Below are 22,378 nucleotides of genomic sequence, written 5' to 3' on the forward strand. Positions count from 1 at the left end.
AGATATACTTTAGTTTTCAGTAATACAGCATTCAACATGCAATAGTCCGAAAATAAAAGCTTAAATCGAATTAACGACGTAAACCTAAAGCAGCAATCAATGCGCTGTAACGAGTCACATCTTTGCCTTTAAGGTAGTCAAGTAACTTACGACGTTGGTTAACCATACGGATTAGACCGCGACGGCTATGGTGGTCGTGTTTGTGCTCTTTGAAGTGACCTTGTAAGTCATTGATTTGAGCAGTTAAAAGCGCTACTTGAACTTCTGGTGAACCAGTGTCATTTTCAGCACGAGCAAATTTAGCAATGATCTCTGCGCGATCTGCGTTTGTTAAAGCCATTCGATTTCTCCGAGATGCTTAATAAAAAGATTTGATACCGATCAATTGATTGCTCAATTGACTGCCGTGCATCACTACAGCAAGGACATTATTTTAAGGCAAAAACGTGCCGATTGCAAAACAGAACGACAAACAAGCGCTTTTAATTTTGAGATATCCCAATCAAATATGATTTATGCTAAGGGTATACACATCATGTTAGGTATAAAGTATCTAAGGCAAATAAGTATACAAATGTATATGATTGATAATATGTCATATTTTGCCAACCACTTTTCGTCTACTGGAATATTTTGCCCTTAAAATAAAACAGCCCGAGCAGAGCTCGGGCTGTTTTTGCGCTGTAGTTTCTTGTCTTATCATTCTTATTGTTTTGTTTATTGTGATTATTTGCGCGTTTTCGCGTCTTCTTCTCTGAACATTCCTGTTCTTGGTTTCACGTCCTTGTGTGGTAGATTTTGCCATAATACTAAAGTGAAAGAAGTCGTATTTCTCGTATCTATTTGTAAGCTTTTTCTTACAACAGCTAAGCATTGTCTGTATTTTACAAGCCAACAAAAACAATAGACATAAAAAAGCCCTGTAGTCTCTCCCAAAACTACAAGGCTTAGCGGCTGTAAGTTTCCTCTTTTCACTCACGTCCTGTTAGTTCGCTGTCTATCGACAATTATCATTATTATTCTGCGATTATGCTCAAAATCCTTATTGAGCTTTTTGTGTGAAGTCATCTTCTCAAAAAGTTACTGAAATCTCTATGCGCAAATTTCTCGAATCAATGTAAGCTATTTCGTACAAAGTCACCTATTGCTTAGTTTATCTTAATAATCTAAAACATCATTAATTCTAGCTAACAAACCACTGCTACGACGGGTGCGAATAGTCAAAGCTTGCTGCAAAGCTTGCGCATCAACCAACAAACTCACCACCTTTTTAGCACGCGTAATAGCAGTGTAAATGAGCTCCTTGCTCAGCAAGTTTTTTGCCGTAGCATCTAGCACCACAGCTGTATGAGTAAATTCAGAACCTTGCGACTTATGAATGGTAAGTGCAAATGCAGTTTCAATATTCTTAGGCAGGCGAGTTGCAGGCACCCATTTGTTTAAGCTTGGAAAATACACTTCGAACTGGCGCAGATCATGCTGCGCTCGCATAAAACAAATGCCAATATCTCCATTCGACAATCCCAGTTGATAATCGTTATAGGTCATCATGACGGGGCGTCCTATATACCAGTCACCATGTTTTGTTTGTTTTAACTGTTGCAACAAGCGTTTTTCAATCTGCACATTCAGTTGTTGCAGACCTAAATAACCATGACGAATTGCGGTTAAAATACGGTAATCATCAAATACATTCACGACATCTGTAACATACGCTTGAAATGCTGTACTCGATTGTTCCAAGCTCAAGGTAAGTGCTTTTAATACCGCTACATAAGCCTGATAACCATACATCAGCTGATCATAATAGCCATCCAAATCTGTTGCAGACATTGTGCTGTCTTGACTTGGTAGATATTGAAGCTGGACTTCATCGACCTGTATTTGTGCTAAATTGATTTTGCGCAACTGGGTTGCAGCAACCACCTGTTTTTCAAACGCCGCCAAAACCTGTGCAGGGGAATGCTCTTGCTGAATGAACTTCGCCATTGCGCCAATTTTAGCCCCTTCGGCAAAACGGCGTGTAGTCACTAAATTGACACGGTTATTTGCCAAATCAGGCACTTGCTGTAAATCGGCCAATACCGTACCAACATCGACTGAGGCCAATTGATTCGCATCACCCAACAGAATTAAACGCGCCTGCGCAGGAATAGCGGCCAATAACATCTGTGACAGACTTAAATCCAACATCGAAGCTTCATCGACCACAATCACATCATAAGGTAGAGGCTGTTTAGCGTGAAAGCGTGGCTTGCCTGTATTTCCCAAGCCCAATAAACGATGCAACGTCACAGGTTGTAATTGACGCAAGGCATCAACATTAAATGCTTGTAAAGCTTGACTATTTAAAGCATTTTGCAAGGCTTCCTGCATCCGCTGTGCCGCCTTGCCTGTCGGTGCCGCCATCGCAATGCGAATATTGGGTAAAACTTGATTAAGTACCGCAATAATATGCGCCAAAGTATAGGTTTTTCCTGTACCTGGCCCGCCTGTAATAATGCTTAAACTCTGAGTTGCCGCAGTCTGTAACGCTTTTTGCTGCTGTGGATCTTGCAATAAATTAAGCTGCTCGGTTTGTAATTCAAATGACAAAGGCGACTGCGCCTGAATACGTAAAATATCGCTGGCGACCTGATGTTCTAGTTTCCAGTAGCGATACAAATACAAACGCTGCCCATCAAATACAAATGGCGCAATTTGTGGATCAGTATTTAAAGCGCTACGCTGCAGGTTCATGTGCAAATGCTGCAATGCCGCTACTTGCTCTGCAGTTGCAGGAATACAGCTATCCCCTTGCTGGATGGCATCGAGTACCTGTTGCATCAAAATTTGTGCTGAAGCATCAAAAGCGACATTGCTAAACGGTGGCTGACACAGGTAATCCATCCACGCTTGCATTGGCGTTTGCGCTGAATTTAAGTGAATATGCTTGTTTTCCACACAGTTATCCTCAAAGTTATCCACAGGATAAGCAATTGTTTTATTAAGTCGATAAGCTGACTTAGCCTTATTTTTTAAGTTCAAAATAACCCAATATCTGATCTAATTGCAGAATAAATTCCGCATCTGGCTGCCAGTAACAAACCCCTTGCCCTGCTTGCCCCTGCATACCACGCAAATACAAATAGCTGGCTCCACCCAAATGTTGCCGAATATCATAATTTTGCAAACGACTGCCTAAATAACGGTGCAATGCCACCAAGTACAAGGCCGCTTGTAACCAATAACTCGATTGGGTCATATTGCGTTCAAGATTGGTTTTTTCATAATCGCGCTGATCGGCACCCAAATAATTACTCTTATAGTCAGCAATGTGATAACGCTGACCATCAAAATAAACCAAGTCGATTGAACCTGTCAGATAACGAGCAGTAGCGGCTTCATTTAAATCTTGAATAGGACGACCCACATCTTCAAACAATTGCTGAATCGCTTGAATAAATAAACGCTGATCTGCCAACGCCAAATAGAATGGAAACTCTGATAAATAATGTGCAGTAGATAAGGCTGAAAGCTGGAAAGTATCGTGCAAAGGAGTATTCAACACGTCCAACAGCCACTCGGTCATGTGCGCAAAAATATCTGCTTCCTGCACAGTCGCGCTGCCTTTGGCAGTGTCGAGTTTTGCCATCAAGTCTGCCAATAACACATCGGAATTAAACTCTTTGTCGTTATGAAAACGGCGTTTAACTTCTTCTAAAATATTGTCATGACTGGCTTGAAAGTCGATATATTCGAAGAGTTTATGTAAAAAACTCCCCGCTTGAGTACCCCGCTGAAAATTAGCTTTGATCCATGCAATCGGTTGAGCCACATGTACAACTTCCTGTTCCACGTCAACAGATTCCTGATTGATTTCATCGGCAGCGGCAGCCTGCTCCTCGCTTGACAATGCCAAAGTATCGCTACGCATAGCGGCAGGCAAATGTTGTGCCAAGCCACTAAAACTGGTTTTGGTCCGTGGATAAAAGCGACGCTGCGGAAAATCTGCGGCTTCAATCTTAATTTCTTGCACTTGTTCGAGCTGTAATGCTACCGCCAATTGCGGCAGAGGCGCTTCATCACAACTCCACGCTGCAGCAATTTCTGCTGAACTTGGCGCTTTTAAACGCCAAACATTTAAACCAGCGGATTTGGGTGCCGCCTCTTTTTTACCTTCTTTCGCTGGTGCAGGCTGTTTCAGCATTGCATAGACCCGATAGCTGGCACGTGTCAATGCCACATACCAAAGCCGATTCAACTCTGCCAAACGGCGCTCACTGTGCTGCTGCGTTGCTGTGGCATCGATGTTTTTATGTTTAATGGCTAGGATGCGTTGCTCAATGCCTTGCGCTTCCTGCGTTGCAAACACCAAAGCAGACTTGTCAGATTTGGGCTGCTGATCTGCCGACATCAAAAACACGACTTTAAATTCTAAGCCTTTGGACTGGTGAATGGTCATCAGTTTCACGCCTGCCGCATTGGAAAGCTTTCGCTCAATTTCCCAGTCGCGTTTGGCAGGAGATTCAACTTGCTGTAAATACCAGTAATACAGCATATAAGCCCCTTGATGGCGTTCACTTTGACGACTCAGTAATTCGGTTAAATGGCGTAAATTCACCACATGCCGTTCATTGTCAAAACTGCGTTTTGCCACCAGGTTTTCCCAAACTTTAAATAAGTTCAGACAGTAATTCCATGCGGTTAAAAAGCCTTTATTGACCCACATTTCACGAATACAATCGAAGTCATAAATAAACTGACCCAAACCTTGTTGCTCAAGTTCAATCAACTGTTGCAGGTTATAGCCCAACAAACGTGTCAGCAAGGCACGCTTTACCTTGGCTTCATCATAAGGATGTAAAATTGCAGTTAAAATTGCCGCCACATCTTTGGCTAAAAAGCCTGTAAAAACACTGCGCTGACTACTTCTATTGACCTGAATTCCAATTCGTTCAAGCTCGTATTGGGCTTGATCAAGCTTTTGATGACTGGTCGATAAAATGGCAATATCATCAGCTTGCAAAGCCACTTTGCCTGCAGCATGATCAAAATATAAATCACCTGCAATACCTTGATTTAATAACGCGCGAATTTTCCATGCAATTTGAATGGATTCATCCTGATCATGTTCCACCGTCACCCAACGCAGCGGTGCAGGATTGACCTGTTGCCGATCCATTAAAGCTGGATGAGGACGTGAACCTGCAATCACTGGTTCATAAGTCACCTTCTCACCAAAAGCGGGTTGGCGTTGAAATAGCTCATCCACCACACAGACCAACTCTTTCACTGAACGATGATTTTGTCTGAGTGAGTAAATGCGACCTTGTTTTTTCAGCACGTCATCACGGGCATTGTTATAGGTCAGCATATCGCCACCGCGAAAACCATAAATCGCCTGCTTAGGATCGCCCACCATAATCATACAACCGCGCATATACCACTTTGGATTACGCCAAATTTGCGCCAGCATGTCGTCTTGATCTTGGTTGGTGTCCTGAAACTCATCCACCAAAATCAGTGGATAACGGGTATGCACAAACTGCGCAAAACGCTGCCCGCGTTCTCCCTGCAAAGCTTCGGCTAAGCTGCGTATTTGTTGGGAAAAAGTGGTTTCCCCTTTTTGCTGTAAAAGTTGTGGTAAACGCTGTTTGACGTGTTGTACCAAATAGAATTTTAAATTGGTATCCACCAATTCAATTTGACGCTCAAAATTAAGTTTGGCATCCACCACTGCTTTAATTTTTCGGATTACAGGATGATCAAAAAAAGCATCTTGCACCTCTTGCGTACATGGTGCTTTCGCTTTGTTAAAAATTGATTTTCTGAGCTTACCGTCTTGGTTCAAATATAGTGCAAAGACCGCATTAAATAATGCAGCAAGATGTGAATTAAAATAATGTTCTAAAGGATTATGCTTAATTTTTTCAATCAGTTTTGGCAAAGTCACTGTAAATAGTGGCTGCAACCCCTTCTTGTCACTCCCCGCGACATAATGGGAAAAATTAAAGCTATATTCACCATCATAATATTCTTTTAATTCTTCAATTTGCGTGATGGTGATACTGGTTAAATTCTGCAACGCCTCTGCTAAATCTTGTACCTCCAATTGTGCCTGATCTATGCCCTGAATCTCTGCCGATGCAAAATTCAAACTGGTATTGACCAGATCCTGGTAGTCGGTTGCCGATTTCAACCGCCCACATAACAGCATATAGTCCACAACGTGCTGAGGCTGTGACTGAATCCATTCTCGCAGCACATCATGTAGCAATTGTTCGCTATAGACCGATGCTTGGTCGGTAATATTGGCGCGCTCAATTTTGCCGCTTTCAAAGGAAAATTCACGCAATAATTTTTGGCTAAAGCTATCCAACGTTCCTACAAATAATTCATCGAGTTGTGCAATCACCAACTTCAAACGTGAACTGGCATAGTCCAGTTTTAAGCGATACTCCTGCAGAACATGTTTGAGTAAAGGATCTTGTAGTTGTGCAATTTTCTCTGCAAGGGCGCGCTGATCTAAAGACTGGTTTAAACACTGGTCGATATATTGTTGGGTTTCAAGTAAACGTGCACGAATACGACTTTTGAGCTCGGCTGCTGCGGCACGGGTAAATGTGGTCGCAATCACCTGATTAGGCAAATAATCTTTCAGGAAAATTCGCACCATCAAACTCGATAAAGTATAGGTTTTACCCGTACCTGCCGATGCTTCAATCCAATGTAAGCCTTTAAATTGCATCTCTTGAATTGGGTCATAACAAATTGGGAATGGGCAAGATGAGTTCACGCAGATTCCCCTTGTTTTTGAAGATTTTTCACAGATTCATAATTTTCAATGATGGGCTGATACAGTCGATGGCTATATTGCTGAAACGCCTCAATCAACAACGGTTCAGTTTCACTGTCTTGAAAAATAAATGACCAGTCTGGGTGATTTTTCTCATTTTCATCAATAAAGCTCCTCCTAGCGCCGCCATGCCAATATTTTACAAAACTTTCCATATTCAAAACCTGATCGGGCTGAGCTTCATCCCACTGAATTTCAAATTCTTTTTTATCTGTCATTTTTAAAACTAAAGCCGCAGGCAATAACACAGGATATTGCTGTGCATGTTTCCAGAACTCAAACCATTGGGCTAAATACTCGTGTGCTTGCTGTGCATTGATATTGGCAAAATGAATCACTGCATCTTTACACACCACAATCCGTTCTAAATCTTGCTGTTCTGTGTTCTGATAAGCCACCCAGAACAGATATTCCAACCATACTTCGGCATATTTTTTTGGTCTGGCACTTGCTGCCACCACGCTACACCAAAGCTTTGTCGGCTGTTCAGGCACTTGAATGCGAATATGCAAATGCGGATTCATTTTCCAAAGCTGTTGCGTTGTTGTGGTTGCTTCATCTGTAAACTGCTGGAGTGTGTCACGTAAATATTGCTGTTCTTGCAGTCCCGTTTTAAACGTGGCATTTAAGGTTTTGCCCACAGGCAAGGTATCTTGCAACAAGATTTCTGCATCTTGCTCACCGTGTTGCAGTAAAAAATCACGCACACTATATTTTTCCAAACCATTTAAAATCAACGGTTCGTGGTTCATTACTGCAGTGTCGGACTGTAAGTTTTCGACTCCAATCGCTTTTAAATAGGCACGCGCAGGGAAACACACATCACGAATCCATTGCATGCTGTCTAACACCACCACGTCTTGCGGCAATAATGGATATTCACCAAACCATGCTTCACGTGGTGTGGTTTCTTGCTGCATTTGTTTGGCAACCCGATACCATTGATCTTTAAAGCGAACTTCACGGCTTTCGGCAAAACGTAGCTGATCGAAAGGTTGCAAACTATGTAAATAATATAAAGATTTCAATTGTGCAGGAATCTCAACACCATTCAAATTTAAGCGTGAATCGCTAGCGCCATCGGGATGTTTCACAATCAATGCCAAATGCTGCACAAATTCCTGCACCACCACGGATGGATCACGCACCTCGCCATCGCTGACATCAAAACCGTTATAAAATAACCAAACACTGTCTTGCGCCAACAATAAACTGTCTAAAAACGCCCCCTGATCATCCTCAATACGTGAACGATCTCCGAGTTGTGGTTTTAATAATTGCATCAAATCGAAAGCCAATTGCTGATCACGACTTGGGAACAAGCCATTGTCCAAATTCAACATCACAATCAGCTTATATGGCAGTGGACGAATTGCACCAATTTGGCTAAAGGTAATGGCACCCGATGGACTGGCTTGTTCGAGTTGGGTTTCGAGCTGGGCAGAGATTTCTTGCAGAATATAATCCAGCGGTAAGCTTAAATGGCGCAAATCTTGACCCGGTTGCGCATCAAAATAACTGGCTAAGGTCAACATACGGTCATGTTTTTGCACCAAACTAAACACGGATGCCAACACATCTACCCCTGCATCTTGAAACTCACTCAAGTCTTGCATCAGTTGCTTGAGCCAATATTCCACCGTTTTGGCTTGCCCCAATTCATGCTGAATCAGCCAATCACGGCGCTGTGCAAAATCCTGATAAATTTGAATCAGTTTAAAGATCAATTCAAAATCACTGCTTTGCACATCAGCATAACTTAAAGTGTGCTGAACCACGCAATGCTCTGGCACTGCAACACCCAAAGCCAAACGATCTAAAGCAAACTTTAAGCTAAACCGATAATCTTGATCATCAGCACTCAGGCTACGTTTTAAATGCTCGGCATCCAAACCACGTTTAAAACCTGCATTGGCTAACAACTCATTCATGCGCTCGATATTGTTTAAATTCAAGGCATAACGCTGTTGTGTCGCAGCCAAACTCAACCAGTCGCCAAATTCCTCAAAGCTAAAACGTCCTTGTACCAACGTGATACGGCCAACCACTGCACGCCATGCATTATGAATATCTAAAGAGCTGATGCCTGCAATTTGAATAGGCAAATACACACTGTCTTGACTGAGTTGATGCCCTAAAGCGGCTTGATTCTGCTGTGCTTTGTGTTGTCCTTTCTGATAAAGATCACGCTCACTTGGCGGTGCAGCAAATACGCTGCGAATTAAAGACTCTTGTTCTTTGAGTTTCGGACTCAACACCAAAATATCACTGGCTTGGCGGCTGTCATCTTGCCCTAGCCATGCAATTAAACGATCTTTGAGTACCTCAAGCTGACGTAAACTTGAATGACACACATGAATCTGCAGTGACTCATCGGCAGGGTCTAAGTCGTACGCCTGCGCGGTTGGCTCAACCAAATTCAACACATCAGATTGAATTTTACCAAGTAAATGTTGCGGCTCTTCTTCAGGGAAAAGATCGTACCACTCACCTTCGTCACCACTCGATAACGCCGCCAACAATGAAAAGTGATCTCGCGCCTGTTTACCAAAACGCGTTAGCAAGGGATGATGTGACTCGCGAATATCAGCATTAAATTCACCATTATATTTTTTGATATATGCGGTAATATCATCATCACTTACCGTTTTATTTTGACTTTCCATCTCACGAATAAAACGACTTTTGATTCGCGCATCCATGTTTAATTTCCATTTAGGATCGACCATGTCTGCCCAATATTCTTGCGATGGGTTGTAATGCAGAATAAAAATATCCATATACTGCGCCAAACGGCGAATAAACAATAACTGGCTTGGCGGCAAGTCTAATAAGGTAAAAATCACCAACTGTTTGGGTAATTTGTTAATACATGCATTTGGATTTTCAGGATCGCCCAAGGCTTGCCAAAATTGCTGGTCAATCTCCTGCATTTTTTTGAAATCGGCATGGAAAATATGCGACCACAACCAACTTTGCCATTGCTCTAATTCTTCGGCTTGCGCTTGAGTGAATGCGTAAATTTCTAATGCTGCTTGTTTTTCTTCTTCACTCGCAAAGTTTTTAGGGGTATAAATTTGCTGCTTTAAATTCAGACGTTTCTGCTGCCCCCAAACCGCCAACCAATTGCTTTGGCACTGGCAAACACCCTCACAGCCTTGTTGACAAAAACCACGATAAACCATGTAGTTGCTAAATAAACGTGAAACTTTATCTGCCACCCAATACAGCATATTTTGTTTTTTAAGCTGCTTTTCTAAACCTTGTGGCAGTTGCTCTGCACTGTCATAAATCCGCTGGATCAAACCATGTAAATCATGTTCGGCAGGCAATGGGTTTTGTTCATGTTGAATCCACGGTTGCAAGTCATAAAACACACGCCATTGCATCACAATACGGGGAATATTTGCCTGACGAACCCGATCTTTATCATCTAAAACTGCCTGATAAGCCGCCCATTGAAAGGCACGAATACGATGATGAAATTCAGTATTTGCACTAATGCCTTTTTGTTCAGCAATTTTTTCCGTTAGCCATTTTTCTACAGCCAGCGAAGGTACAATAAAATGCTGGGTTTGTAGTACCTGAAGCGGATTCGATGTCGGTTGACGTATGGTTTTCAGCATTTCATTGACTAAAATTTCTATACGTTGGCTTTGTATGACATGAATCGCCATAAGCTGTCCTTTAATTTATTTTAAAGAAGAAAGTACGAGAAGGCGGTTGATCTATCACTCGCCCCAAGTACAACAAAAAATAAAGATTATTGGCTATACACTTACAATGGTATATGCCACTTTACAAGCATACTTTTATTGCCTACTTTTTTCAAAAAGTGCTTTGAATAAAGTGGTTTTATTCAGCAAACAGCATACAATTATTCGCCATTTTAAGGTTGTACCTATGATAAAAAGAGAGACAATTCCAGATAGCATTGATCCAAGCCTAGACTTGGAAATGATTCGCGCAGAATGCCTAGAACTGGTCAAAAAACGTGCCTATTTCTCTGCAGGTGCAGCCGTCATTCCTGTGCCATTTTTGGACGTCGTGATTGATGTGGGCATATTGTCGCAACTGGTTCCAGAAATTAATGCACGTTTTGGCTTATCTCCTGAGCAAGTCAGTGTGTACGATCCTGAAACCCGAAAAGTCCACTGGAGCGAATTGCGTAAACGCGGTGTGGAATTTTCAGGTTTAGTCGTAGCGCGCACTGCAGTAAAAAAATCCCTGAATAATGTCGCAGCCAAGTACATCGCCAAACAAGTCACCAAGTTTATTCCATTGGGTGGACAAATGGTGGCTGCAGGTTTAGGTTATTTTATTATGAAAAAAATTGCCGAAACGCATGTTGAAGAAAGCTATAAACTGGCAAAAAGCATTCAGCTCAAACAAGCTAAAGTTGTGAATGCTTAATTTTCAAATCAAACTGACTCAACACACAGACTTTGCATCCTCAAGGCAGATTATTCTGCCTTGAGTTGTTTTAAGATAGTTCTTAAAATTTCCAAACGTGCTGCTTTTTTGTCATTACTCGGAATGATGTGCCACGGTGCATATTCAGTACTGGTACGTTGCAGCATATCTGCCGCAGCCACCAAATAATCATCCCAACGGCTGCGGTTACGCCAATCTTCATCTGTAATTTTAAAACGCTTATGTGCAGTTTCCTGACGTGCTTTGAAACGCAGCTCTTGCTCATCTTTACTAATGGCTAACCAAAATTTGATCACGACAGTTTGATGGTCATTTAAGTCTTGTTCAAAGCGGTTGATTTCGTCATAGGCACGCTGCCATTCCAGTGGACTAATCAAACTTTCTACACGTTCCACCAATACCCGCCCATACCAAGAACGGTCAAAAATATTGATTTTTTCTTCAGGCAGAATTTTCGTCCAAAAACGCCACAAATAAGGACGGCTGATTTCAAAGGCTTCAGGGGCGCTAATGGTATAAATTTCGTATTCACGCGGATCCAGTTTTTTTACAATCCGTTTAATCGCGCCGCCTTTGCCTGCTGCGTCCATTCCTTCAAAAACAAGGCTGACATTACGGTTATCAAAACGCAGTGCATCTGCCACTTTTTTAGTGAGTTTCTTTAACTCTGCTTTATAGTCATCATCATTGACCGATTCAGATACAGGATTAAGCAAAACTTCAGGAATTTCTGCAGGCTGCCAAGTAATGCCAGAGCTGGTTGGATGCACAGGACAATGCTGTAATGCACGTAAAATATGCTGTGCAAATTGCTGATCACGGATGGTTTCATCTTCGCAATCAATCATAATCCAGTCATCGGTAAAGCGTTGGCGCAGCTTCTGTATGTTGTCATATTGTTTTTTATTGCGCCAATCCAAACCGTGCAATTTATGCCAATGCACTTCGCTCGGCTCCATATCATCCAGCCGTTTTTGTAGTGATTTCCACGACAAGTCGAACCAGATTTTAATGACATCCACATGGTTGTTTTTTAAGTCTTCTTCGTAAGCACGCATTTTTTCGACATAATTATCAAACATCGTGTCATCAATTTGTTTGGACACATGCATGGCTGTGCTTAATAAGTCACTATACCAATTGCCAAACATCAGCATTATTTGACCTTCGGCAGGAATAAAACGTGCATAAGGCTGCCAAAATACCTGTTTGGGATTAAACGGATGTGGCGCATCGGCTTTTACCCTTAAATAACGCGGATCGACCCATTCTCTTAATTGTTTAACCGCCTCACCTTTACCCGCCAATTCAATACCGCTCACTAAAATCAGTAAACTTTTGGCATTTTTTTCACCTTTGGTATTTTTTAAAGCATATTGGGCTTCAATGAGCTCGACTGAAAGTTGTTCTTCTTCCATGAGTTTAAATTCAGTATTTGCTTTTGACATCATCTGCTCTGTTCTTGTGTTATTGCATCAGTATACGAATATCGACCCTTTTTTTAACAACTTTTCGCATATTTTTGTAGATTAATCTCAGACACTGACCTTTGCCGTTTGGAATTCTGTGCAATTTGTCATAGCGACGAGATCAAACTCACATTAAGATTTGCCCATTCAACTCAATCATGAGACACCCTATGTCTAAACTTGCTGCATTAGATGAGCTATTAGAACTGTATTATCAATTTGAATATCATAAAAACCCTGTGCTTTTTCAACGCTTACAAGATGTGCAAGCATGGCAAAAGCAGCGTATGCAACGCACCCATGCCACACAGTTTGCCGAAAAGCACAATGTCTTGATGGCTGAATATTTCTTAAACCGCTTATATGGCGGCCCAGATTTTGATGCTTTGGCAGGTCAAATTGCCCGCCTACTGAAATATGCACACAAAGCTGAAAAAATCATTCCTGAAAATGCAATCAAAACAGGGACATCTGGGGTGAGTTTGGCGATTTTAGCAGTGCAGTTAGATGAACAAGTCGCGATACAATTGCTACAAGACTATCCTGAAAATATGCCTTTAAATGATGAGATGATGCGTCTGACTTATTTAAAGCTTGATCAGGGCGAAGCGCGCTTAAAGCAACTAAATATGTTAGATGAACTGGGTAAAAACCTAGATAAATATATGCGCTCTTTTGTGGTCTATACCGCTTTTAAAATGTGTAAAGGCGCAGCGCAAAAATACAGTTTTCAAATTATGTATGAGTTTATGCAAGATGGCTTTTTAGCCATGAAACCATTAAAGTCTGCAGAGAAATTTGTGAAACAATTTACTGCCTCAGAGCGGGAAATTATTGCCAAAGTACATGCAGGTGACTTACACCCCTTTCAATAGTAGTCATGTTTACTCAGTTGATCTTTAAGCCATCTGTCAGCTCAAGCAGAAGAATTCCTCATTCTGTGAAATAGCCAACAATTCCATGCATGGCTAGCGCACTATTTGATTTTTTCTGTATATTATTCATAACAATTGCATGATGATTACTGTACAAGTGCTTAGAATCTGTCATCATGCATGCACTGCAGCCTTAAGTCTTTTATCCTGAGGAGTGACTCCAATGTCGAATGAAAATCAAACGCCTACCGCTACTCCCGAGTCGGCACAACCAACAGACAAAGTGAGTCCATTCTTAACCGAACCTCTACCGCAAGGCGCTCCACAAGGTCAGCAACAATCTTTAGAACAAAAGTTAACAGATACACCTGTCACAGGTTCAGTGCCAAAATATAATTTGCCACGCGGTGCCAATACAGGCAATGTCGGTGCAACCACACACTTCGGCTATCAAACTGTTAGCAGTGAAGATAAGGCCCAGAAAGTCGCTGAAGTCTTCCACTCGGTTGCGAACAAATATGACATTATGAATGACTTAATGTCATTTGGTATTCACCGCTTATGGAAACGTTTTGCGATTAATATGTCTGGTGTACGTCGTGGTCAGCGCGTACTCGATATTGCAGGCGGTACAGGTGACTTAGCCAAAGTCTTTAGCCGTGAAGTTGGCCCTACAGGTCATGTGGTACTGTCAGATATTAACGAATCTATGCTGAATGTTGGGCGTGACCGTCTAATTGATGCAGGCTGTACCAATGTCGATTTCGTGTTGGCGAATGCTGAAACTTTAGAACCATTTGAAGACAACAGCTTTGACTTGCTGACCATTTCATTTGGTTTACGTAACGTGACCGATAAAGATGCGGCTTTGGCAGCAATGTACCGTGTACTCAAGCCAGGTGGTCGTTTATTGATTTTAGAATTTTCAAAACCAGTATTTGAACCGTTCTCTAAGCTTTACGACTTATATTCATTCACAGCATTGCCGCTAATGGGTAAAATTGTCGCAAACGACTCAGAAAGCTATAAATACTTGGCTGAATCTATTCGTATGCACCCAGATCAACGCACCTTAAAAGGCATGATGGAACACGCAGGCTTCCAAAACTGTGATTACCACAACTTGACAGCTGGTATTGTTGCCGTTCACCGTGGTTTTAAACTCTAAGGCGTACCGCAATGTGGTCAATTCTTGCCCTCGGTGCAGTTGAGAAACTAATTCATCATATGATTGATTTGGATGCGATTACTCGCATCCAGCTCAACCAACTGCACGGCAAAATGTTGCGTGTGGTGCTCGATTCACCACAGCTTTCTGTAGATGTCTTTTTTGATGACAACAAAGTTCGTTTAGAACCTACTGCAACAGGTCACAGCGAGCAGCCTTCTATTTTTGAACAACGCCCGTTTGATCAAGCGCAAAATATCAGTCCTGCAACGGCCACCTTGCATGTGAAGAATGTGGTGCAATTGCTCAAACTGTTGCTGTCAGATGAAGTGGGCAATATTCCCCTGCAAGGTGACTATCATCTTTTGCAAGATATTCAGCGCATTATGCAACAGGCTGAACCAGACTTGGCCGCACATTTAAGCCCGTGGATTGGCCCTGCTTTGGCGCATGAAATTGGCAAAATTCAGCTTGCGCCGAAACATTTAAAACGTAGTCTGCACAGTCATTTATTCTTTGCTGAAGATGCCCTAAAAGAAGACAGTGGTCTATTTGCCCCACGTTGGCAAATGGATGACTTACAACAAGACACGCGCATTTTTCAACAAAATTTAGACCGTGCCGAAGCCAAAATTCGACAGTTACAAGCGCAGCTTGATGCACAGCCAGATACCGCTGCTGACACCTTAAACTCCACCCAACCCTAGGGAATAAGTCTTTATGATTCCGCATGTTTCACGTTTACTCGAACTTTGGCGCATTGCCGCGCACTATAGACTCGACACGTTGTTTCCTGCGGAAGAACTACCAGAAAAGGCACGCCATGCACTCAGTTTTATTCGCATGCATCCTGCCGCTTGGTCAAGTAAAGAACGTAAAAACCCGCTGAAGCTCAAAGAGGCTTTAGAGGACATGGGACCACTGGCTATTAAACTTGGTCAGTTGTTGTCTACACGTCGCGACCTGATCCCACCTGAGGTTTTACAGCAATTGGTGTTGCTGCAAGACCGTGTCAAACCATTTGGGTCTGACGTGGCACAAATGCGAATTCAACAATCCCTCAAGGCAGATATCAACACCCTGTTTGCCCGTTTTGATGAACAGCCTTTAGCAGCAGCCTCTATTGCGCAAGTCCATACCGCTGCCTTGCATGATGGTCGTGAAGTCGTAGTTAAAGTCACCCGACCCGATATTCGCCAGCAAATTCTGCAAGATTTTGAAATTTTGGAATGGCTCGGCGCAGCACTGGAAAAACGTCTAGAAGCAGCACGCGCTCTACATTTATCTGAAATTATTCAGGACTATCGTCAAATTATTCTCAACGAACTGGATTTGACCTTAGAAGCCGACAACACGCGCCGCATGCGTCACTACTTTACAGGCTCAAGCATGATGTACGTGCCTGAAGTCTATATGGACAGTAAAGATGTGATGGTGGCAGAGCGCATTACAGGTGTGCCGATTTCCGACACAGCAACCTTTGATCGTTTGGGTATGGATCGCGCCGATTTGGCAGAAAAAGGCCTCACGATTTTCTTTACCCAAGTGTTCCGTGACAACTTTTTCCATGCCGATATGCACCCTGGCAACGTCTTTGTGGAAACCATCAATCCGAACAATCCGCGCTTTATTGCGCTAGATTGTGCGATTATGGGCGAGCTGTCCAAGCATGACCAAATGACCGTAGCACGTATGTTGCTGGCGGTAATGAATAGCAACTTTATGCAGCTGATTCAAGTGGTGCACCAAGCAGGTTGGATCCCACCAGGCACAGATCAAGATGCCCTCGCCCGCGAAATGCGTCGCACTGTCGGGCCAATGGTGTCTAAACCGATGCATGAATTGGACTTTGCAGGCATCCTGATTCAAGTCATGGATATTGCACGTCGCTTCCATTTGGAAATTCCACCGCAACTAATGCTACTACTAAAAACCTTGGTGCATGTTGAAGGCTTGGGTACAGACTTATACCCTGAACTGGACATTTGGAAACTGGCAAAACCAATTTTAACGGATTGGATTAAAGCCAACATGAATCCAGTCAAAAATGTTAAAGAAATTGGGCAGCAAATTCCCGACCTGTTGTTGGGTGCGCAAGACTTACCAAGTTTAATGATTGACAGTTTAAATGGTTTAAAAAACCAATCGGCTTGGCATTCCAAACAATTGCATGAATTACAAAGCATGCGTCTACAAATGGAACATCAGCAAAAACGCAGCTGGATTTTTGGCAGCATTATGGCAATTTTCCTCTCCATTTCGATTATTGCACCGTGGTATATCTCTATTGTTTTAATCGCGTTGGCAAGTTTCTTGGCGATTTGGCGTATGGCAAAATAAAGCCATACGTATTGATAATGAATTGATAAATTGATAAAAAACACTAAAATCCTGTTTAAAATAGGCTTTTTTTTGTGCTGATTCGCCCTGACTCAGCCTAAAAACCACAGCATGACTCACCAGTCATTAAGTGACACCTCTCGCCATTGTTGTAAAAATCACCACGCCTACAATTAATGCACATTTGTAGCGTTATAGATCAAGCATGACTCAGATTTTGCATAAACGTGCCCCTGCACTCAGTATTCGCGCAGGACATCTGGCACGCCAACTGATTGAACAAGAAGGCTTACACGCCCAACACGTCGATATTATTCCTGGCGCAGCAGGTGGTCCCAAAGGCATTGGCATTCAAGGGTTAGATCAAGCAATTTTTGGTGAGTTTTTTGCCCAAGCCCCTAAACGCCGCACTGTGGTCGGTTCCTCCATTGGCAGTTGGCGCTTTGCCAGTATTTTAGCTTGGGGTGCAAAACAAGGTACCGAACGCCTGTCCGATTTATACACCAACTTGTATTTTCATAAAAAAATGTCGCGTCAAGAAGTCGCCGAGATTTGTCAAAACATGCTGTTTGAACTGATTCAGGGACAGCAACAACAACTGATTCAACACCCTGACTATCACCTTACGGTCATTTCAGTCAAAGCTCAGCATATTTTCCAAAGTGACCAAGCCTTGCCTTTGCTTGCGTCTGCGGCAGGAATTATTGGCAGCAATGCCATTGCGCGTAAACATAACCGCTTATTTATGCAACGTGTCATCAGCCAACCTGCACAAGGTCAGCAGTTTATGGTAAAAGATGATTTTGTCACCCATTACCAAGCCCTAAATGAAAAAAATGTCACACCGTGGTTGCTCGCCTCAGCGTCTATTCCTGGGGTAATGTCTGCAATTCGTGACATTCCTGATGCGCCCGTAGGCAGTTATCGGGATGGTGGATTAATTGATTACCATCTAGATTTGCCTTATCAAAGTCAGGGTATCGTGCTGTATCCACACTTTACCGACAGCATTACCCCAGGCTGGTTCGATAAAATGTTGAAGCATCGTAAAGCCAATCCTGAAAATCAGGCCCGTACACTCTTGCTGTCACCTTCGGCAGAATATTTAAGTAGCTTGCCTTTAGGCCGTTTGCCAGATCGAAAAGACTTCACTTTAAAAGGTTTAGATCAAGCACAGCGCGTTCGCTTATGGAAACAATCGGTGGCAGAAAGTCAGCGTTTGGGCGATGAATTTCTGGAAATGGTGGAAAAACAAAACTTCCCTCAATTTATGCAAACGCTTTCATAGTACAAATCCGGCAAGATAATTTAGGTAAATTGTCCTGAATCACGTACACTATAGGGACGATGTAAAATTGTGCGCTCAGAAAATAGCGTCCATACAATTTCAATTAATTTTGGTGAACAACTCATGAATAACTTGCAGTGGCTCGATGAAGTAAAATTTAACGAACAAGGATTAGTGCCTGCCATTGCACAGCATCATCAAACAGGACGTGTATTGATGGTGGCGTGGATGAACCGTGAAGCCTTGGCACGAACTGCCGAAAAAAATCAGGCGGTGTATTTTTCACGTTCGCGCAATAAATTGTGGCACAAAGGTGAAGAATCAGGACACTTCCAAACCGTACATGAAATTCGTCTGGACTGCGATGCTGATGTAATTATCCTACAAATTGAACAACATGGTGGAATTGCCTGCCACACGGGACGTGAATCTTGTTTTTATCGTAAACTCACCGCGAATGGTTGGGAAATTGTAGATGCGCAACTGAAAGACCCGAATCAAATCTATGGTGAACAATCCGCCAATGCCCACACCTTAGCCATGAGCCAATCTAAAGCACAAGCTGAACAGGTTGAAGTTTTAGCTTATTTAGGGCAAATGATGAGCGAGCGTAAAACCGCCAACCCTGACTCATCTTATGTAGCCAAGCTGTACCATACAGGTTTGAATAAAATTTTGGAAAAAGTCGGTGAAGAAAGCGTGGAAGCGATTATTGCAGCCAAAGATTTCAACACCGAAGCCAATGCCAACAACAAAAATGACCTGATTTATGAAGTGGCCGATTTATGGTTCCACAGCATTGTCATGTTGGGTTATTTCGATATTGAACCGCAAGTGGTATTGAATGAATTGGCTCGTCGTCAAGGTTTATCAGGCTTGGTTGAAAAAGCCAACCGTAGCCACTGACATTAAAAGCCAACCCTAATCTGTGTCTGTGATCACCAAGCCTCGCCCGACCTATGAGCAAGCTACTGCTATAGATAATGCTCGTCTGGGCAAATCTTTTAAAGTGATTGCCTATGCAGGCACAGGTAAAACAACCACCTTACAAATGATCAGCGATGCTATGCCTGAACGGCGTGGCATGTACTTGGCATTTAACAAAGCCATTGCCGCAGAAGCACAAAGTAAATTTCATCGTCAGGTCGATTGTCGTACTTTTCACTCGCTTGCTTATCGTAGCGTTCCACGTGGAGTCACCGACAAATTACGCCTGCCACGTTTAAGTCCAAGTTTTATTGCCAAAGAATATCGTTTAGAACCGATTACCCTTAGACGCATGATGGGCGGACGCTATGAAAAATATGTGTTGATGCCAAGTCGTTTAGCCAGCTTGGTGGCCAATGCCGTGAGTCATTTCTGCTCGACAAGTTCGCAATACCCTGCCCCAAGACATTTACAAACACCTAGTTGGTTGCATCCAGATGACATCGACACCTTACAAAAGCATCTTTATCCTGCTGTAGAGCGACGCTGGCTGGAGTCGATTGATCCGAATCATCAGGCAGGCATTGGACACGATATTTATCTGAAACTTTGGGCCTTGTCTGAACCCAACATTCCTGCCGATTATGTGCTGTTTGACGAAGCTCAAGATGCCGACCCGCTCATGCTGGGCATTTTACTCAAGCAACGTAATACTCAAGTGATTTATGTGGGCGATGCGCATCAGCAAATCTATGCTTGGCGTGGTGCAATCAATGCCATGCAGCAATTACCTTTGCCTGAATCACGGCTAACCACATCGTTCCGTTTTGGTGAAGAAATTGCGCTGACTGCCAATGCCATTTTGGGTGGCCTAAACGAAACCGTGCCACTCTTAGGCAATCCAGAATTACATTCCAAAGTGGTTAACAAACCGCATACCAAAATGCGCGATGCCATTTTATGCCGCACCAACGCCCGTGCCATGGAACTACTACTAGCAGGTTTGGTGCACGGCGATAAAGTTAGTCTGCAAGCCGACCATGTGCGTTTAAACCGCTTTGTGGATGCTGCCGCGATGCTAAAACAAGGCAAACGTGTGACCGATGTTCCTGAACTGGCATGGTTTAACTCCTGGCATGATGTACATGAATATTGTGAAACCAACGATGGCAGCGACATTAAGCCTTTAGTCAAACTGGTCGATGATCACGGCACTAATCCGCTCAAACAGGCGCTGGCTAAAATCAGCCCGATTGACCAAGCCGACTATATTATTTCGACAGCGCATAAAGCCAAAGGTTTAGAATGGAATCGGGTACAGATTGAAGACGATTACCAATTTAAACTGAACGACAAAGAACATAAAATTAGTGATGAAGAATTAAGATTGCTGTACGTGGCATGCACACGTGCTAAAGTCAGTTTAAACATTCATCATATTTACGATTTGGTACAACAACTGAAAATAAAAATGCCGACATCGTTACGCAAAGCGGTGGGGTAATTGCAGAAGGTGCGCTATGAAAATTACATCGGTTCATTTCAGACACATCACCCATTTTGCAGACCTAAAACTCGAACTCAATTATCACGACTTGCCCATCACGCTTATTTTGGCCGATCAAAGCGCAGGAAAAACCTCGCTGTTAAGGTTTAGTTATCAAGCACTGACTTGGTTTGCCGCTCGCTATAAAGACTTACGCACTGCGGGCTTGGTGATGCAAGATCAAGATATTTTGTTCAATCGCCTTCAAGCTAAAATTGATATTTGTGTGGAAATTCCAGCAGAAATAGGCAGTTTGGCTGAATCAAGTAACATGCAACTTGAAAGTACCCACCATTGTGACTGGCAATTATATAAAACCCTAAATAGTAGTGGCGTGGGAGTCAGCAAAGCAGAAACCGCCAAGCTTGAAAAAATGGTGCAGCTCTATCAACACGCCATTAAACATGACCCGATGCAAGGTCTACCGCTGATTGCCTACTACCCTGCAGAACGCTTCGTGAATGAAGTTAATTTACTCAATAAAAATAATCCGCTGATTTTACAACCTGGACATGCCTACGAAATTGCCGCGATTCCATTCACGACTTTTACACGTTTTTTTGAATGGCTGCGGGAAATTTCTGATATTGAAAATGCCAAAAGTGCACAATTGCTACACAAGCTGTATCAGCAACAGCAAAGTGAGTTGCCACAGGCACTAAATCAGTCGCTGTTACATGCTTACTCACAAATGCATGCACCAAGTTTGCAAGCACTCAAAGATGCCTTACAAATTGTACTGCCTGAAATTGAAGATATTTATCTGCAATATTTACCAAAGCTACAACTCATGGTGCGTTGTCAGGGTAAACAGTTATTGTATCAACAACTATCGAACAGTCAGCGCAACTGGATTGCTCTGGTAGGCGATATTGTACGTCGCCTCTGTTTGCTAAACCCAAACAGTTTGTATCCGTGTCGCGAGGGAGATGGTATTTTGTTGATTGACCAGATTGATCATCAGCTCGATCAACAACAGGCCGCACAAATACTGACCCGTTTACATCAAGCTTTTCCGCGCTTACAAATTATTGCCACAGGCAACCGCAGCGAACTCTTGGAACAAGCGGAACGCTTTCAATGTTTAAAACTGGAACATCAACAGCTGCATCCCATCGCATGGCAAAGTTTACAACCGCAGTTTGCAGAAATTTATGCTGATGTGCTAGAAACCACTCACACGACAGAAGACGTCAGCCTACAAGAACAAAACCCAACACAATTAGGCACGGCTGAAATTTTGCAGCAGATTCAAAACCATTTAACTGCCGAACAAAAACAGGAATTGCTGCAACGCTTACAGCAATTGGATAGTGAGCCAACACCTGATCAATTGCCTGAATCTTAATTGCCGAAGTCTTTCAACGCATACTTGGGCAAAAAGCAAGGAAATACTTTATCCCACCTATAACAGACGGTATATAATGACTTTGCTGTATGCAAAAAAAATTGATGTTGTTTTATTCATGTAATAAAATCAGATTAATTTTGAA

Annotated in this window: 14 protein-coding genes; 9 read left to right on the forward strand and 5 right to left on the reverse strand. The window is 42.7% G+C overall.

The window, feature by feature from the left end:
* Positions 1–70: 70 nt before the first annotated feature.
* From rpsO to B2W49_RS05075, 4 genes are all read right to left on the reverse strand, one after another.
* Positions 71–340, reverse strand: a complete 270-nt coding sequence (rpsO, locus tag B2W49_RS05060) for a 30S ribosomal protein S15 (protein WP_004975922.1) — start codon at positions 338–340, stop codon at positions 71–73.
* An 818-nt stretch (positions 341–1,158) separates the two neighbouring features.
* On the reverse strand, positions 1,159–2,943 hold the full coding sequence (gene recD, locus B2W49_RS05065; protein WP_291335128.1) for an exodeoxyribonuclease V subunit alpha: 1,785 nt from the start codon (positions 2,941–2,943) through the stop codon (positions 1,159–1,161).
* A 67-nt stretch (positions 2,944–3,010) separates the two neighbouring features.
* A complete protein-coding gene (locus B2W49_RS05070; RefSeq protein WP_291335169.1) occupies positions 3,011–6,730 on the reverse strand; it encodes a UvrD-helicase domain-containing protein in 3,720 nt (1,239 codons plus the stop codon).
* A gap of 44 nt (positions 6,731–6,774) precedes the next feature.
* The gene (locus tag B2W49_RS05075) at positions 6,775–10,515 is read right to left on the reverse strand and encodes an exodeoxyribonuclease V subunit gamma (RefSeq protein WP_291335130.1); all 3,741 of its coding nucleotides are present in this window, start codon (positions 10,513–10,515) and stop codon (positions 6,775–6,777) included.
* Between the two features lie 226 nt (positions 10,516–10,741).
* Here B2W49_RS05075 and B2W49_RS05080 point away from each other — a divergent pair, with 226 nt between their 5' ends.
* A complete protein-coding gene (locus B2W49_RS05080) occupies positions 10,742–11,251 on the forward strand; it encodes a hypothetical protein (protein ID WP_414630581.1) in 510 nt (169 codons plus the stop codon).
* Between the two features lie 50 nt (positions 11,252–11,301).
* Here the strand turns inward: B2W49_RS05080 and B2W49_RS05085 are convergent, their stop codons facing one another.
* Positions 11,302–12,720, reverse strand: a complete 1,419-nt coding sequence (locus B2W49_RS05085) for a polyphosphate:AMP phosphotransferase (protein WP_291335132.1) — start codon at positions 12,718–12,720, stop codon at positions 11,302–11,304.
* A 191-nt stretch (positions 12,721–12,911) separates the two neighbouring features.
* Between B2W49_RS05085 and B2W49_RS05090 the strand changes: the two genes are divergently transcribed.
* The 8 genes from B2W49_RS05090 to B2W49_RS05125 all read left to right on the forward strand — a co-directional run bounded on the left by B2W49_RS05090 (position 12,912) and on the right by B2W49_RS05125 (position 22,233).
* The gene (locus tag B2W49_RS05090; protein ID WP_291335134.1) at positions 12,912–13,616 is read left to right on the forward strand and encodes an FFLEELY motif protein; all 705 of its coding nucleotides are present in this window, start codon (positions 12,912–12,914) and stop codon (positions 13,614–13,616) included.
* Between the two features lie 223 nt (positions 13,617–13,839).
* Positions 13,840–14,784, forward strand: coding sequence for a bifunctional demethylmenaquinone methyltransferase/2-methoxy-6-polyprenyl-1,4-benzoquinol methylase UbiE (gene ubiE / locus B2W49_RS05095; protein ID WP_291335136.1), 945 nt, complete (start codon positions 13,840–13,842; stop codon positions 14,782–14,784).
* Between the two features lie 11 nt (positions 14,785–14,795).
* Positions 14,796–15,491 (forward strand): ubiquinone biosynthesis accessory factor UbiJ, encoded by a 696-nt coding sequence (locus tag B2W49_RS05100; protein ID WP_291335138.1) that lies wholly within the window; start codon positions 14,796–14,798, stop codon positions 15,489–15,491.
* Positions 15,492–15,504: 13 nt separating this feature from the next.
* Positions 15,505–17,124 carry an ABC1 kinase family protein gene (locus tag B2W49_RS05105; RefSeq protein WP_291335140.1) on the forward strand — a complete coding sequence of 540 codons (1,620 nt, stop codon included), beginning with the start codon at positions 15,505–15,507 and terminating at the stop codon, positions 17,122–17,124.
* Between the two features lie 205 nt (positions 17,125–17,329).
* Complete coding sequence (locus B2W49_RS05110; protein ID WP_291335142.1) at positions 17,330–18,412, forward strand: patatin-like phospholipase family protein; 1,083 nt, start codon at positions 17,330–17,332, stop codon at positions 18,410–18,412.
* A 123-nt stretch (positions 18,413–18,535) separates the two neighbouring features.
* Positions 18,536–19,318 (forward strand): bifunctional phosphoribosyl-AMP cyclohydrolase/phosphoribosyl-ATP diphosphatase HisIE, encoded by a 783-nt coding sequence (gene hisIE, locus B2W49_RS05115; RefSeq protein ID WP_291335144.1) that lies wholly within the window; start codon positions 18,536–18,538, stop codon positions 19,316–19,318.
* A gap of 22 nt (positions 19,319–19,340) precedes the next feature.
* Complete coding sequence (locus B2W49_RS05120) at positions 19,341–20,843, forward strand: UvrD-helicase domain-containing protein (protein WP_291335147.1); 1,503 nt, start codon at positions 19,341–19,343, stop codon at positions 20,841–20,843.
* 16 nt (positions 20,844–20,859) lie between these two features.
* Positions 20,860–22,233: an AAA family ATPase gene (locus B2W49_RS05125; protein ID WP_291335149.1), complete on the forward strand. Its 1,374-nt coding sequence runs from the start codon at positions 20,860–20,862 to the stop codon at positions 22,231–22,233.
* The last annotated feature ends 145 nt before the right edge of the window (positions 22,234–22,378 follow it).

The organism is Acinetobacter sp. UBA801, assembly GCA_002296655.1.
Classification (GTDB): Bacteria; Pseudomonadota; Gammaproteobacteria; order Pseudomonadales; family Moraxellaceae; genus Acinetobacter.